This window comes from Amycolatopsis nigrescens CSC17Ta-90, from assembly GCF_000384315.1.
GTDB lineage: Bacteria > Actinomycetota > Actinomycetes > Mycobacteriales > Pseudonocardiaceae > Amycolatopsis > Amycolatopsis nigrescens.
Window position 1 is genome coordinate 2680101 of the sequence record NZ_ARVW01000001.1, and the last position, 14146, is coordinate 2694246.

The following is a 14146-nucleotide window of genomic DNA, read 5'->3' on the forward strand; positions in this document are numbered from 1 at the left end:
GCCCGCGACCGGATCACGCATGCTGTTGGACATGAGTGGCGCAGCGGATGTCCGATCACCGAAGCAGCACGGCCCAGGCAGCTTCGAGGACACCATCAAGGACTTCTGGGCCAGCAGGCCGCGCAGGCCGCACGACGGGCGCAAGATCGCCGGCGTGGCCGCGTCGATCGGCAACCGGTACGGCATCGACCCGGTGGTCGTCCGGGTCGCCTTCGTGATGGTGACCCTGTTCGGCGGCATCGGCCCGATGCTCTACCTGCTCGGCTGGCTGTTCTTCCCGGACGAGCGCGACCAGGTCTCCGCTGCCGAGGCGCTGTTCGGCCGTGGCCGGAGTTCCACCTCCACCGGCTTCACCCTGCTGCTCGGCGTGGGCCTGCTGCCGGTGACCGGGGTGGCCTTCGGCGGCGGCTGGTTCGGCGGTGGCGGCTGGTTCGGCGGCACCGGGTTCATCGCGTTCGTGCTGATCGCGGCCGCCCTGTTCGTGCTGCACCGCAACCGCGGCCAGTTCAACCGGCCGGTCGCCCCGGCCGAACGGCCCGAGCACGGCCAGTTCACCGCGCCTGACATGGGCGCCGGGTTCAGCATGAAGGACACCGGCACGGGTGCGACGGCCACCGCCGAAGCGCCCGGCGCACCGCCGGCCTGGGACCCGCTGGGCGCCGCGCCCTTCGCCTGGGATCTGCCCGACCCGAAACCGGAGCCGCCCGCAACACCTCCGCCACCCGCGCCAATGCCTCCCTCTCCCGCGCGGCGGAAGTCGAAGGTCGGGCTGGTCACCTTCGGTATCGCACTGCTGGTGGCCGGGGTCGGCGCGGCGATCGGGACCAGCGGGGAAACCTGGTTCTCCCCGCAGCACGTCATCGGCCTGACCCTCGCCGTGCTGGGTGTCGGCCTGGTCGTCGGCTCGTTCGTCCGAGGCGGCCGTGGTCTGGTCGGGCTGGCGATCCCGCTGGCGATCGCCGGGTTGGTGCTCACCGCGGTGCCGTTCGGTGACTTCAAGGGCGGCTTCGGGGACATCGACGCGACCCCGCTGACCGCGGCCGAGGTCCAGCCGGTCTACCAGCACACCGGCGGGGACATCCGGCTCAACCTGACCAAGCTGCCCGCGGACGCGGTGGTCACAACCTCGATCAGCAACGGCGCCGGGGACACGCGGGTGCTCGTACCGGCGAACGCCGACGTGCGGTACAGCTGCGAGACGGCCGTAGGGGACGTCACCTGCCTCGACCGCGGCACCAGCGGGGTCGGCGGTGCGCCGCTGGTCGGCGAGAGCTTCGGCAGCGACGGCCCCGGCGGGCCGCAGATCAACCTGACCATCCGCAACGGCACGATGGACGTGGAGGTGCAGCGTGGCTGAGCACTACGACTACGACGAGTACGACGGCACCACCAGCACCACCACCGAAGCGGCCCCGAGCCGGCGCGCCGACCGCCGCGGGGTGGACGCGTTCACCCTGGTCATCGGCGTGCTCACGCTGCTCGTCTCCGCCTACGTGATCAGCGACGGGGCGTCCTGGCTGCCCAGCTTCGACCTGCGCTGGGCACTGGCCGGCAGCGCGATCCTGGTGGGCGTGCTGATGCTCGGTGCATCACTGAGCGGTGGACGGCGGAAAACGGACTAGACAGCCCTTCGCGGAAAAGGCCCCGGCTTGGCCCCGGGGCCTTTTTCCTGTGCACTCACTCAGCGCACGATGCCGACGACAACGAGCGCGAGGCCGAGCACGAACGCCACGATCACACCCGCCGCCAGCAGCTTGTGCCGCTGCGTGCGCGACTGGCGGAGTTCCTGCTCGGTGCGCCCGGAGATGATGAAATGCCCCTGCTGCTCGGGTTTGCCGATCACCAGCGGGCCGATCTTGTCGTGCACCTCGCCCAGGATGTAGAGCCTGCGACCGGGCCGGATCAGCCATTCCTTGTACTCGAACCCGATCGTGCGGCTCCGGTTGTCCGACAGGAAACCCGGCAGCCTGAGGCCGAACAGCTCGATCGGCTGACCGCCACCGCCGTCATGCGGCTCGAACCGGCTTACGCTCTGCTCCACCCCGTCCGGGCTGGTGCCGTTCGGGTCCACGCCGATCGTGCGGCCCTGCTCGTCGATCAGCGCGTACCCCTCGAACGAGGTGTGGTCGGCGACCTTCTCGCTGCGCTTCGAGTAGTGCCGTTTCCCGTCGCGGTACTCGACGTGCTCGTACTGCCGGTCCACCCGGTAGCGGTACCAGACGCATTCGGTCTTGCTGATCTCCGCGGTGAGCAGCCCTTCCGGCCGCGGGTGCGCGGCACCGACCACCTCGCTGGTCTTGCGGAACCCACCGCGCGCGCCGAGCTCGTCGGACACTCCGCGCAGCCGTTCCAGCTCCGGGATCGACAGCGTTTCGGTGCCGATCATCGCGTGCAGTTCCTTCTTGGTGGACTGCATGAAGTAGAAGCCGGCGCCCGCGGCCAGCACCAGCAGCACCCCGGCGATGATGAACGCCATCAGTCGGTCCCCTCAGTTCAGGCGGGTCACTCCCACTCGATGGTGCCCGGAGGCTTGCTCGTCACGTCCAGCACCACCCGATTGACCTCGGCCACCTCGTTGGTGATCCGGGTCGAGATCCGCTCCAGCACGTCGTAGGGCAGCCGGGTCCAGTCCGCGGTCATCGCGTCCTCGCTGGACACCGGGCGCAGCACCACCGGATGGCCGTAGGTGCGCCCGTCACCCTGCACCCCGACGCTGCGGACGTCGGCGAGCAGCACCACCGGGCACTGCCAGATGTCGCGGTCCAGGCCGGCCGCGGTCAGCTCCTCGCGCGCGATGGCGTCCGCCGCGCGCAGCGTCTCCAGCCGGTCGTGGGTGACCTCACCGATGATCCGGATGCCGAGGCCGGGACCGGGGAACGGCTGGCGGTGCACGATGGTCTCGGGCAGACCGAGCTCCAGGCCGACCCGGCGCACCTCGTCCTTGAACAGCAGCCGCAGCGGCTCGACCAGCTCGAACTGCAGGTCCTCGGGCAGGCCGCCGACGTTGTGGTGGCTCTTGATGTTCGCCGCGCCCTCGCCGCCGCCGGACTCGACCACGTCCGGGTAGAGCGTGCCCTGCACCAGGAACCCGAAGTCGCCCTCGGCCTTGAGATCGCGCTCGGCCTGCTCGAAGACCCGGATGAACTCGCGGCCGATGATCTTGCGCTTCTGCTCCGGGTCGGTGACTCCGGCGAGCGCGTCCAGGAACCGCTCGCGGGCGTCCACGGTGATCAGCCGGACCCCGGTCGCGGCCACGAAGTCCCGCTCGACCTGCGTCCGCTCACCGGCCCGCAGCAGGCCGTGGTCGACGAAGACGCAGGTCAGCCGTTCCCCGATGGCGCGCTGCACGAGCGCGGCGGCGACCGCGGAGTCGACCCCGCCGGACAGCGCGCAGATCGCGCTGCCCTCGCCGACCTGCGCCCGCACCCTCGCCACCTGGTCGTCCACAATGGACGCTGTCGTCCACTGCGGACGGATACCGGCGATGTCGTGCAGGAAGCGCCGCAGCACCTCCTGGCCGTGCGGGGAGTGGCCCACCTCGGGGTGGTACTGCACCCCGGCGATCCGGTGCTCGCGGTTCTCGAAGCCGGCCACCGGCGCGCCCTCCGAGGTGGCCGTGACGGTGTAGCCCTCCGGGGCCTTGGTGACGCTGTCGCCGTGGCTCATCCAGGCCGGGTGCCGGGCGGGGAGTTCGTGGTGCAGTACGCCGCCGTCGCCGGTGATCCGCACCTCGGTGCGGCCGTACTCGCGGGCGCCGGTGGCCTCGGCGGTGCCGCCGAGCGCGCGGGCCAACAGCTGGAAGCCGTAGCAGATGCCGAACACCGGCACCCCGGCCTCGACCAGCGCGGGGTCCATCCCGGGCGCGCCCTCGGCGTACACGCTGGACGGCCCGCCGGACAGGATGATCGCGGCCGGGTCCTTGGCCAGCAGCTCGTCCACGGTGGCCGTGTGCGGCACGACCTCGGAGTACACCTGGGCCTCCCGGACCCGCCTGGCGATCAGCTGCGCGTACTGCGCGCCGAAGTCCACGACGAGAACCGGACCGGTCGGATTGGGCACTGGTGTTCCTCCTGGACTGTTCCGCTGCATCCGCCCCCATCGTCCCAGGTCCACCCCGCCACCCCGCCCGCAGCCCCAGTGACCTGCATTTAGCGGGCTAAACGCGCTCCCCGCCGTCGTGGCCCGACGAGCGCGTTTAGCGGGCTAAACGCGCTCGGTCGCCGGAGGTGGACGCGCTGCGGGAGAAGGGGCGGGTGGTCAGAATGGCGAACGGACACCTGACGAGAGGAACCCCATGCGTGCGACGTTGATCTACGGTGCCGGCGACGTGCGGGTCGAAGAGGTCCCCGACCCCGTGCTGCGCGAGCCGACCGACGCGCTGGTCAGGGTGGTCGGCTCGTGCATCTGCGGCAGCGACCTGTGGCCCTACCAGGACATGAAGCCGTCCGAAAAGGGCAGGCGGATCGGGCACGAGTTCGTCGGCGTGGTCGAAGAGTCCGGTTCCGACGTGCGCGGGGTGCGCAAGGGCGACCTGGTCATCGCACCGTTCGTCTGGGCCGACAACACCTGCGACTTCTGCGCCGAGGGCCTGCACACCTCGTGCCGGCACGGCGGCGGCTGGGGCGCCCGCGGCGTGGACGGCGGGCAGGGCGAAGCGGTCCGTGTCCCGCAGGCCGACGGCACGCTGGTCAAGGTGGACGTGGCCGAGGACGACGCGCTGCTGCCCTCGCTGCTGACCCTCTCCGACGTGTTTTCCACCGGGCACCACGCGGCGCGCTCGGCCGGGGTGAACGAACGCACCACGGTGACCGTGATCGGCGACGGCGCGGTCGGGCTGTGCGCGGTGCTGGCCGCGAAACGGCTCGGCGCGGAGCGGATCGTCCTGATGGGCCGGCACACCGCGCGCACCGATCTCGGCGTCGAGTTCGGCGCCACCGACGTGGTCGCCGAACGCGGCGAAGAGGGCATCGCCAGGACCCGCGAGCTGACCGGCGGCGACGGCACGCACGCCGTGCTCGAATGCGTCGGCACCGCGCAGGCGCTGGAGACCGGCTTCGGCGTGGTGCGCGACGGCGGCAAGGTGAGCCGCGTCGGCGTGCCGCAGTACGAGACCGGCCCGATCGGCCCCCGGATGTTCATGCGCAACGTCACTCTTACGGGTGGAGTCGCCCCGGCCCGGCAGTACATCCCGGAGCTGCTGCCGGACGTGCTGGCCGGCAAGGTCCAGCCGGGCAAGGTGTTCGACCGCACGATCGGCCTGGACGAGGTGCCCGTCGGCTACCAGGCGATGGCCGACCGCAAGGCGCTCAAGGTGCTGGTGCGCCCCTGATCCGGCGGCCGCCCGATAGCCCGGCCGTTCGACCGCCCTTCACCGGCGCGGCCTACCGTGGTGGCCATGGACATGATCACCCCGGTGCCGCGCCCCGCCTGGATCGCCGGGCGCCCCGAGCAGGGTGCCGGCACGCTCGCGGTGCACCACCCTTTCGACGGTAGTGAGGTGGCGACCGTGGCGGTGCCCGGCGCCGAGCAGGTCGAGCGTGCGGTGGCCGCCGCGGCCGGGGTGGCCGCGGAGTTCCGGCGCACTCCGGCGTACCAGCGCGCGGGCGCACTGGAGCACATCTCCCGCCAGCTCGCCGCCCGCGCCGACGAGCTGGCCGAGGTGATCACCGCCGAGAACGGCAAACCGCTCAAGTGGTCCGAGGCCGAGGTGCGCCGCGCCGTGTCGGTGTTCCGGATCGCCGCGGAGGAGACGCGCCGGTTCACCGGCGACATCCAGCGGCTGGACGGCGAAGAAGCGGGCGAAGCCAGGATGGCGATGACCCGGCGGGTGCCGCGTGGCCCGGTGCTCGGCATCGCACCGTTCAACTTCCCGCTCAACCTGGTGGCGCACAAGGTCGCGCCTTCGCTGGCGGTGGGCGCGCCGATCATCATCAAACCGGCCCCGCGCACCCCGCTGGCCGCGCTGATGCTCGGCGAGATCCTGGCCGAGACCGACCTGCCCGCCGGTGCGTTCTCGGTGCTGCCGCTCGGCAACGAGGAGACCTCGGCGCTGGTCGCCGACCCCAGGCTGCCGGTGGTCTCGTTCACCGGCTCCGGCCCGGTCGGCTGGTCGCTGGCGGACGCCGCCCCCCGCAAGCACGTGGTGCTGGAGCTGGGCGGGAACGCGGCGGCCGTGGTGCTCGGCGACTGGCCGGATCTCGAAGGGGCCGCGGAGCGGATCGCCACCTTCGGCAACTACCAGGCCGGCCAGTCCTGCATCGCCGTGCAGCGGGTGATCGTCGAGCGTTCGGTGGCCGACGAGTTCGTGCCCGCACTGCTCACCGCGGTGCAGGAGCAGCGCACCGGCGACCCGTACGACGCGCGGGTGGACGTCGGCCCGGTGGTGGACGAGGCCGCCGCGGAACGGATCGTCGCCTGGGTGGACGAGGCGGTGGCGGCGGGCGCGCGGGTGCTCACCGGCGGCACCCGCGAGGGCGCCACCGTGGAGCCGACCCTGCTCACCGACGTCCCGGTCACGGTGCGGGCCTGGGCCGAGGAGATCTTCGGCCCGGTCCTCGCGGTGTCCATTGTGGACGGTATTGACGAGGCTTTCGCGGCGGTGAACGACTCCGCTTACGGGCTGCAGGCCGGCGTGTTCACCCGTGACGTGCAGGTGGCCTTCCACGCCGCGGCCGAACTGGAGGTCGGCGGCGTGATCATCGGTGACGTGCCGTCCTTCCGGGCCGACCAGATGCCCTACGGCGGCATGAAGGGCTCCGGTGTCGGCCGCGAAGGCGTGCTCGCCGCGATGAACGACCTAACCGAGCAGCGCGTCACCGTCTTCACCGGCATCGAACTCTGAGCTAGAAACCGAGCGCACGCCGGTGCGCGCCGGCCAGCCGGCCGGGCAGATCTCCGCCGCGCAGCACGGCGGCGAGATGCCCGTCCGGGCGCACCAGCGCCACCCCGTCCCCGGCGATCCCGAGCGACTCGGCGAGCGGTTCGGGCGCCGGCACGGTACGCACCCCGGGCAGCGGGCCGTCGCAGGAACTCGTGGTGAGCAAGGTGAAGCCGGGGCCGAAACAGGTCCGCAACCGCTGCTCGCCGGAGACCTGGACATCGGGGCAGAGCACGCCGGGCACCGGCGCACCCGGCGCCCCGGCCGCACGGTCCAGCCCGGCCGCCGCCGGCGGCGTGGTCAGCGGCGAGTCGCAGTACCAGAACGGTTCGCTCAGCCGGCCGGAGTCGATCTCGCCGCGCATCGAGGCGTCGTGCACGCTGCGCTGGAGCACGTCCTCCCGGTGCGCGCGCTCCGCCGCGGTCCTCGGCACCAGGAACCGCATGGTCTTCGCGGTCACCCGCAGGTTCTCCTCCGCCGCGGCGGCCCGTTCCGCGTGGTAGGAGCCGAGCAGCCGCGGACCGGCCAGTCCGGCCCGGTCCGCGGCGATCTTCCAGGCCGCGTTCTCCGCGTCCGCGATCCCGGAGTTCATGCCGCGCGCGCCGAACGGGCTCATCAGATGCGCGGCGTCCCCGGCCAGCAGCGTGCGACCGACCCGCATCCTGGGCACCATCCGCTGGTGGAAGCGGTACACCGAAAGCCACACCGGCTGGTAGTCGCGCGGGCCGAGGATGGCTCGCATGCTGCCCTCCAGCGCACCGTTCGCCCGCGCCGCCGCCAGGTCGAAGTCGTCCGGTACCTGCCAGTCGATCCGCCACACCGAATCCGGCTGCGGGTGCACCAGCACCTGGCGGCCGGGGTTGTACGGCGGGTCGAAGTGGAACCGCCGCTCGGGCACGCCATCGCCGAGATCCGCGCGGACGTCGGTGATCAGGAACTTGTCCGGGAACGAGTAGCCGCCGAAGGACAGCCCCAGCAGTTCCCGGACGTGCGACCGGGAACCGTCCGCGGCCACGCAGTGCGTCCCGCGCCAGCGCGCCTCACCGGCCGGGGTTTCCGCCCGCAGCGTCACGCCTTCGTCGTCTTCGAGCAGCCCGGTCACCCGTTGCCCGTAGTGCAGCCGGATCAGCGGTTCGTTCCGCGCCCGCTGTTCCAGCAGCCGCTCGACCTCGCTCTGCGAAATGTTCACGAACGGCGGGAAGCCACCTTCGGCCGGCTCCCGCAGGGTGAAGGCGTGCACCTCCCGCTCGCGGTAGTAGATCCGGCCGGTGTACCAGGTGACCCCGGCCTCGACCAGCACGCGACCGAGCCCGACCCGCTCCAGGATGTCCAGTACGTCGCGCTGCATGCAGATCGCCCTGCTGCCGACCGCCACCCTGGCCGGTTCGGCCTCCAGCACCACGCTCGGCACCCCGTGCCCGGCCAGCAGCAACGCCGCAACCATGCCGACCGGGCCGGCGCCGACCACCAGCACCGGGTCCGCGGGTGTCGCCGGGGATTTCGGGGATGTCACTGCTCACCGCGCAGTTCCGCCCACACCTCACGATCCCGTTCGGCGGTCCACACCTTCGGCATGTCCACCCCGTTCAGCTCGTCCCAGTACCGCTGCACGTCGAAGGGCAGGCAGTGCTCGAAGATCGGCCAGCGGCCGTACTCCGGGGCCAGTGCCGCGTGCGCGGCCTGGAACGCCTCGGCCGTGCTCCCCCGCTTCCGGTGCACCGCGCCGACCGCGTCCCGCAGCAGGTCCAGGAAGTGCCTGGTCTGCGCGATCGCCGCGCGCACCTCGCGCTCGCCCTTGGCGACCGCGCCCCGGCCGCCGACCAGCGCGGTGGCACCGAAACTGGCCACTGTGTCCAAAGTGGACGATGCCCAGTCGTCGTGGTGCGCGTCCCCGGTGTACAGCGCGGCCTGCGCCTCCACCAGGTCGCCGGCGAACAGCACCCCGTGGCGGGGCAGCCACGCGACCAGGTCGCCGCTGGTGTGCCCGCGCCCGCAGTGCACCAGCACCAGGTCACCGCGATCACCGCCGAGCGGGATGCTCAGCCTGCCGGAGAAGGTCAGGCTCGGCCTGGTCAGCCCCGGGATCGAAGACGGCTCCTCGAACAGCCTCGGCATCCGGCCGTACTCGCTCAGCCAGTCCGCCTCGCCGCGCTCCTCGATCAGCTCGGCGGTGGCTTCGTGCGTGATGATCTCCTGCGCGCCGAACGCGCTGGCGCCGAGCACGCGCACCGCGTGATAGTGCGACAGCACCAGGTAGCGCACGGGTTTCTCGGTGCGTTCACGGAGCCGCGCCAGCCAGCGCTCGGCCGCGACGGGAGTGGCCCGCGCCTCGAAGCAGATCAGGAAGTCCTCGGCCTCGATCGCACCGACATTCGGATCTCCCTCGGCAGTCAGCGCGTACACGCCGTCCGCGAGTTCGACAAAGGTCTCTTCTTTCGCAGCGGTGTCGCCGCTGGAGGCGAAGGTGTCGGTCACACCCTCACTGTGCCACCGATGTGACCTTGGTCGCATGCTCCATTCAGCGCACGATTTCCCCTGCCGGACGCAGCGCGGCCGGCGCGCCGGCCGGCACCGCGGGCCGCCGGGGCGCGACCGGGGCCACCCGCCGGTACGGCTCGCGCTGCTCCGGCCGCGGGTCCGCCTCGCCCTTGTTGGGCCAGCACGAGAACGCCCGCTCGGCCTGCGCGGTAATGGTCAGCGACGGGTTCACGCCGAGGTTCGCGGTGATCGCCGTACCGTCCACAATGGAGAGACGGGGGTAGTTGAAGACCCGGTGGTACGGGTCGATCACTCCCTGTTCGGCATCCGTGCCGATCGGCGCACCGCCGATGAAGTGCGCGGTCAGCGGGATGTCGAAGATCTCGCCCCAGGTCCCGCCGGCGATCCCGCCGATGTGCTCGGCGGTGCGCTGGTTGGCGTCGTACCCGGCCTTGATGAAGCTCGGGTTCGGCTCGCCGTGGCCCTGTTTCGAGGTGTACCTGCGGCGGCCGAACAACCCGCGCTTGGTGTAGGTGGTGATGGAGTTGTCCAGGCTCTGCATCACCAGCAGGATCACCGTGCGCTCGCTCCACCGGTAGCCGTTGAGCAGCTTGGCCGTCTGCACCGGGTGGCTGCGGATGAAGCGCAGCACCTGCCGCCAGCGCGGCACCCCGGACGCGCCGTCGGTGGCGACGGTCTGCAGCAGACTCATCGCGTTGCTGCCCTTGCCGTAGCGCACCGGCTCGATGTGGGTGATCTCGTCCGGATGGATCGAGGACGTGATCGCGACGCCGTGGCTGAAGTTCCGCGCCGGGTCCACCTTGGTGCGGCCGGAGCCGATGATCGCCTCGGAGTTGGTCCTGGTCAGCTCGCCGAGCTTGGCCGAGAGCCGGGGCAACGAGCCGGTGTCGCGCATCCGGTGCAGCAGGTTCTGGGTGCCCCAGGTACCGGCGGCGAGCACCACTCGGCCCGCGGTGATCGTGTGCCGGAACTTCCGCGACGCGGTGCCCGTCTTGCGCAGGTCCACCTCGAACGAGCCGTCGCCCCGCTCGCGCAGCGCGGTGACCGTGGTCAGCGGGATGACCTTCGCGCCGCCCTGCTCCGCGAGGTAGAGGTAGTTCTTGACCAGCGTGTTCTTGGCGCCGACGCGACAGCCGGTCATGCACGAGCCGCACTCCGTGCAGCCGGTGCGCGCGGGCCCGGCACCGCCGAAGTACGGGTCCGCCGCGCGCTTGCCCGGGTCGCCGAAGTACACCCCGACCGGGGTCGGGTGGAAGGACTCCGGCACGCCGAGGTCCACCGCGACCTTCTGCATCACCTCGTCGGACGGGGTGACGGTCGGGTTGGTCACCACGCCCAGCATCCGGCTGGCCTGGTCGTAGTGCGGCGCCAGCTCGGACTCCCAGTCGGTGATGTGCGACCACTGCCGGTCGGTGTAGAACGGCTTGAGCGGGCGGTAAAGCGTGTTCGCGTACACCAGCGAGCCGCCGCCAACGCCCGCGCCGGCCAGCACCATGACGTCCTTGAGCAGGTGGACGCGCTGGATGCCGAAGAAGCCGAGCTGCGGGGCCCACAGGTAGCGGCGCAGGTCCCAGGAGGTCTTGGCGAACTCGTCGTCGGCGAACCGGCGACCGGCCTCGACCACGGCCACCCGGTAGCCCTTCTCGGTCAGCCGGAGCGCGGCGACACTGCCGCCGAACCCGGAGCCGACCACGACCACGTCGTAGTCGGGCGCCTCTTCTTCGGCGGAACCAGCGGCCTCGGTGGTGGTGTTACGCGCAGTCACACATAAAGCGTAACCCCCGCCTCACCCGCTGACCAGAGCTAAGTTACCCGCCAGTTAGCCCGATTTACCCCTTTTACCCCACTTACCTTTCCCGCCAAAAGCGCGTTTAGCCCGCTAAACGCGCTTCGCGGTCAGCCGCGGACGGTGAGGCCGACCCGCTGGAATTCCTTCAGATCCGAGTAGCCGGTCTTCGCCATCGCGCGCCGCAGCGCACCAAACAGGTTCACCGCACCCTCCGCATCGGACGACGGCCCGAACAGCAGCGTCTTGAGGTCCACCTCGTAGTCCGGTCCGGCCGCCACCCGCGAACGCGGCAACGACGGGTGCGCGGCGGCCGCGGTCCAGTACAGCCCCTGGCCCGGCGCCTCAGCGGCAGCGGCCAGCGGCGCGCCGAGCATCACCGCGTCCGCCCCGCAAGCGATCGCCTTCGCGATGTCGCCGGAAGAGCTCATCCCGCCGTCCGCGAGCACGTGCACATATCGGCCGCCGGTCTCGTCCAGGTAGTCCCGCCGGGCGGCGGCCGCGTCGATGATCGCGGTGGCCATCGGCACGCCGATGCCGAGCACCCGGTCGGTGCTGGTCACCCCGGGCGCATAACCGTGCCCGACGATCACGCCGGCCGCGCCGGTCCGCATCAGGTGCATCGCGGTCCGGTAGTCCCCGACCCCGCCCGCGATCACCGGCACGTCCAGCCTGCCGATGAAGTCCTTCAGGTCGAGCGGCTCGCCCTCCCTGGCCACGTGCTCGGCCGAAATGATCGTGCCCTGCACCACCAGGATCTCCACCCCGGCCGCGATCAAGTCGGGGGTCAGCTCGGCGGCGTGCTGCGGGCTGACCCGCGCGGCCACCGTCACCCCGGACTCGCGCACGGTGCGGATCGCCTCGCTGATCAGGTCCAGCCTGATCGGCGCCGAATGCAGCTCCTGCAGCACGCGCACCAGCGCGGCCGGGTCGTCCGCGTTCTCCTCGGCCGTCCTGATCAGCCGGAACATCGCCTCTTCGACGTTCGGCTGGCGCGCCCACAAGCCCTCGGCGTTGAGCACACCCAACCCGCCCAGCTCACCGACCGCCACCGCGGTACCCGGCGACACGATCGCGTCGGTCGGGTGCGTCACTAGCGGCAGGTCGAACTGGTAGGCGTCGATCTTCCAGCCGGTGGAGACCACCGAGGACGAGCGAGTCCGCCGCGAGGGCACGATCTCGACGTCGTCGAGGTCATAGGCTCGCCTGGCGGTACGCCCCATGCCGATCTCGACCAGATCCCGCACGTGAAGTCCCCTCTCGAGTGCAAGTGTGCCCGCACATTGTCGCTACTCGATGTGGGTGACCCGCGCAGGGGTCGCCCGCACACCGCGTTTAGCCCGCTAAACGCGCTCCGGGCAGGGAAGGGCGCCGTGGTGCAGTTAGCGGGCTAAACGCGCTCAGCGGGTGGTGTAGTTGGGCGATTCGACGGTCATCGTGATGTCGTGCGGGTGGCTCTCCTTGAGCCCGGCGGCGGTGATCCGGACCAGCTGGGCGTGCTGCAGCTCGGCGATGGTCTGCGCGCCGGTGTAGCCCATGCCCGAACGAAGACCGCCGACGAGCTGGTGCACCACGTTGACCAGCGGACCGCGGAACGGGATCCGCCCCTCGATGCCCTCCGGCACCAGCTTGTCCTCGGACAGCACGTCGTCCTGCGCGTAACGGTCCTTGGAGTACGACTTCGCCTGGCCACGGGACTGCATGGCGCCGAGCGAGCCCATCCCGCGGTAGGTCTTGAACTGCTTGCCGTTGACCAGGATCAGGTCACCCGGCGCCTCCGCGGTACCGGCCAGCAGGCTGCCCAGCATCACCGCGCTGGCACCCGCGGCCAGCGCCTTGGCGATGTCGCCGGAGTACTGGATGCCGCCGTCGCCGATCACCGGCACCCCGGCCGGCCGGCACGCCTGATCCGCCTCGTAGATCGCGGAGATCTGGGGCACGCCCACCCCGGCGACCACCCGCGTGGTGCAGATCGAGCCGGGGCCGACGCCCACCTTGACCCCGTCCGCGCCCGCGTCCACCAGCGCCTGCGCGCCGGCCCTGGTCGCCACGTTCCCGCCGACCACGTCGACCGTGTCGCCCAGTTCCTTCTTCAGCGTGGTCACGGTATCCACCACGGCGCGGGAGTGCCCGTGCGCGGTGTCCACCATCAGCACGTCCACCCCGGCGTCCGCGAGCGCCATCGCCCGCTGGTGGCCGTCCGCGCCGACGCCCACCGCGGCGCCGACCAGCAGCCTGCCGTCGGTGTCCTTGGTGGCGTTCGGGTACTGCTCTGTCTTGACGAAGTCCTTGACGGTGATCAGGCCGCGCAGCTTGCCGGCGCCGTCCACGATCGGCAGCTTCTCGATCTTGTGCCGGCGCAGCAGCCCGAGCGCGGCGTCCGCGGTCACCCCGACCTGGGCGGTGATCAGCGGCGCCTTGGTCATCACCTCGCTGACCGGACGGCTGTGATCCACCTCGAACCGCATGTCCCGGTTGGTGATGATGCCCACCAGGGTGCCCGCCGCGTCGGTCACCGGCACCCCGGAGATCCGGAACCGCGCGCACAGGGAGTCCACTTCGGACAGAGTCGCGTCCGGCGCGCAGGTCACCGGGTCGGTGACCATGCCGGCTTCGGAACGCTTGACCACCTCCACCGCGGCCGCCTGCTCCTCGATCGGCAGGTTGCGCTGGAGCACGCCCATCCCGCCCTGGCGCGCCATCGCGATCGCCATCCTGGCCTCGGTGACGGTGTCCATCGCCGCGGAGACCAGCGGAATCCGCAGGGTCACGTTGCGGGACAGCCTGGTGCTGGTGTCCACGGAACTGGGCACCACGTCCGACTCGGCCGGAAGCAGCAAGACGTCGTCGAAGGTCAATCCGAGCATCGCGAACTTGCTGGGAACGTCAGCGGGGTTCTCGCTGGTCATGGCTGGCGGCTGGCCTTCCTTGCCGGAGGTGAGCGGGAGCGGAGAGCGACATGCGGCCCTGTTGGCGATGGTAGC

11 protein-coding genes are annotated in these 14146 nt (G+C 71.3%); 4 read left to right on the forward strand and 7 right to left on the reverse strand.

All coding sequences use genetic code 11. From position 1 onward, the window contains the following. The first annotated feature begins 31 nt into the window (after positions 1–31). Positions 32–1357, forward strand: a complete 1326-nt coding sequence (locus tag AMYNI_RS0112420; RefSeq protein ID WP_157357337.1) for a PspC domain-containing protein — start codon at positions 32–34, stop codon at positions 1355–1357. Next, positions 1350–1622, forward strand: coding sequence for a hypothetical protein (locus AMYNI_RS0112425; protein WP_020668343.1), 273 nt, complete (start codon positions 1350–1352; stop codon positions 1620–1622). The genes AMYNI_RS0112420 and AMYNI_RS0112425 overlap by 8 nt, the downstream gene beginning before the upstream one ends. Positions 1623–1681: 59 nt before the next feature. Here AMYNI_RS0112425 and AMYNI_RS0112430 read toward each other — a convergent pair whose 3' ends face one another. Together AMYNI_RS0112430 and guaA are read right to left on the reverse strand one after the other, a co-directional pair. Next, positions 1682–2476, reverse strand: coding sequence for an E3 ubiquitin ligase family protein (locus AMYNI_RS0112430; RefSeq protein ID WP_020668344.1), 795 nt, complete (start codon positions 2474–2476; stop codon positions 1682–1684). 26 nt (positions 2477–2502) lie between these two features. Further along, a complete protein-coding gene (guaA, locus tag AMYNI_RS0112435) occupies positions 2503–4059 on the reverse strand; it encodes a glutamine-hydrolyzing GMP synthase (protein ID WP_020668345.1) in 1557 nt (518 codons plus the stop codon). A 235-nt stretch (positions 4060–4294) separates the two neighbouring features. Here guaA and AMYNI_RS0112440 point away from each other — a divergent pair, with 235 nt between their 5' ends. Together AMYNI_RS0112440 and AMYNI_RS0112445 are read left to right on the forward strand one after the other, a co-directional pair. Continuing rightward, positions 4295–5329, forward strand: coding sequence for a zinc-dependent alcohol dehydrogenase family protein (locus tag AMYNI_RS0112440; RefSeq protein ID WP_020668346.1), 1035 nt, complete (start codon positions 4295–4297; stop codon positions 5327–5329). 66 nt (positions 5330–5395) lie between these two features. Then, a complete protein-coding gene (locus AMYNI_RS0112445; protein WP_020668347.1) occupies positions 5396–6841 on the forward strand; it encodes an aldehyde dehydrogenase family protein in 1446 nt (481 codons plus the stop codon). Position 6842: 1 nt separating this feature from the next. Here the strand turns inward: AMYNI_RS0112445 and AMYNI_RS0112450 are convergent, their stop codons facing one another. The 5 genes from AMYNI_RS0112450 to guaB form a co-directional block, all read right to left on the reverse strand. Beyond that, on the reverse strand, positions 6843–8390 hold the full coding sequence (locus tag AMYNI_RS0112450; RefSeq protein WP_084628363.1) for an FAD-dependent monooxygenase: 1548 nt from the start codon (positions 8388–8390) through the stop codon (positions 6843–6845). After that, on the reverse strand, positions 8387–9352 hold the full coding sequence (locus tag AMYNI_RS0112455) for an MBL fold metallo-hydrolase (RefSeq protein WP_020668349.1): 966 nt from the start codon (positions 9350–9352) through the stop codon (positions 8387–8389). The genes AMYNI_RS0112450 and AMYNI_RS0112455 overlap by 4 nt, the downstream gene beginning before the upstream one ends. 43 nt (positions 9353–9395) lie before the next feature. Further along, a complete protein-coding gene (locus tag AMYNI_RS0112460) occupies positions 9396–11141 on the reverse strand; it encodes a GMC family oxidoreductase (RefSeq protein WP_020668350.1) in 1746 nt (581 codons plus the stop codon). A 131-nt stretch (positions 11142–11272) separates the two neighbouring features. Further along, the gene (locus tag AMYNI_RS0112465) at positions 11273–12409 is read right to left on the reverse strand and encodes a GuaB3 family IMP dehydrogenase-related protein (RefSeq protein ID WP_020668351.1); all 1137 of its coding nucleotides are present in this window, start codon (positions 12407–12409) and stop codon (positions 11273–11275) included. 153 nt (positions 12410–12562) lie between these two features. Further along, positions 12563–14071 carry an IMP dehydrogenase gene (gene guaB, locus AMYNI_RS0112470; protein WP_020668352.1) on the reverse strand — a complete coding sequence of 503 codons (1509 nt, stop codon included), beginning with the start codon at positions 14069–14071 and terminating at the stop codon, positions 12563–12565. Positions 14072–14146 lie beyond the last annotated feature (75 nt).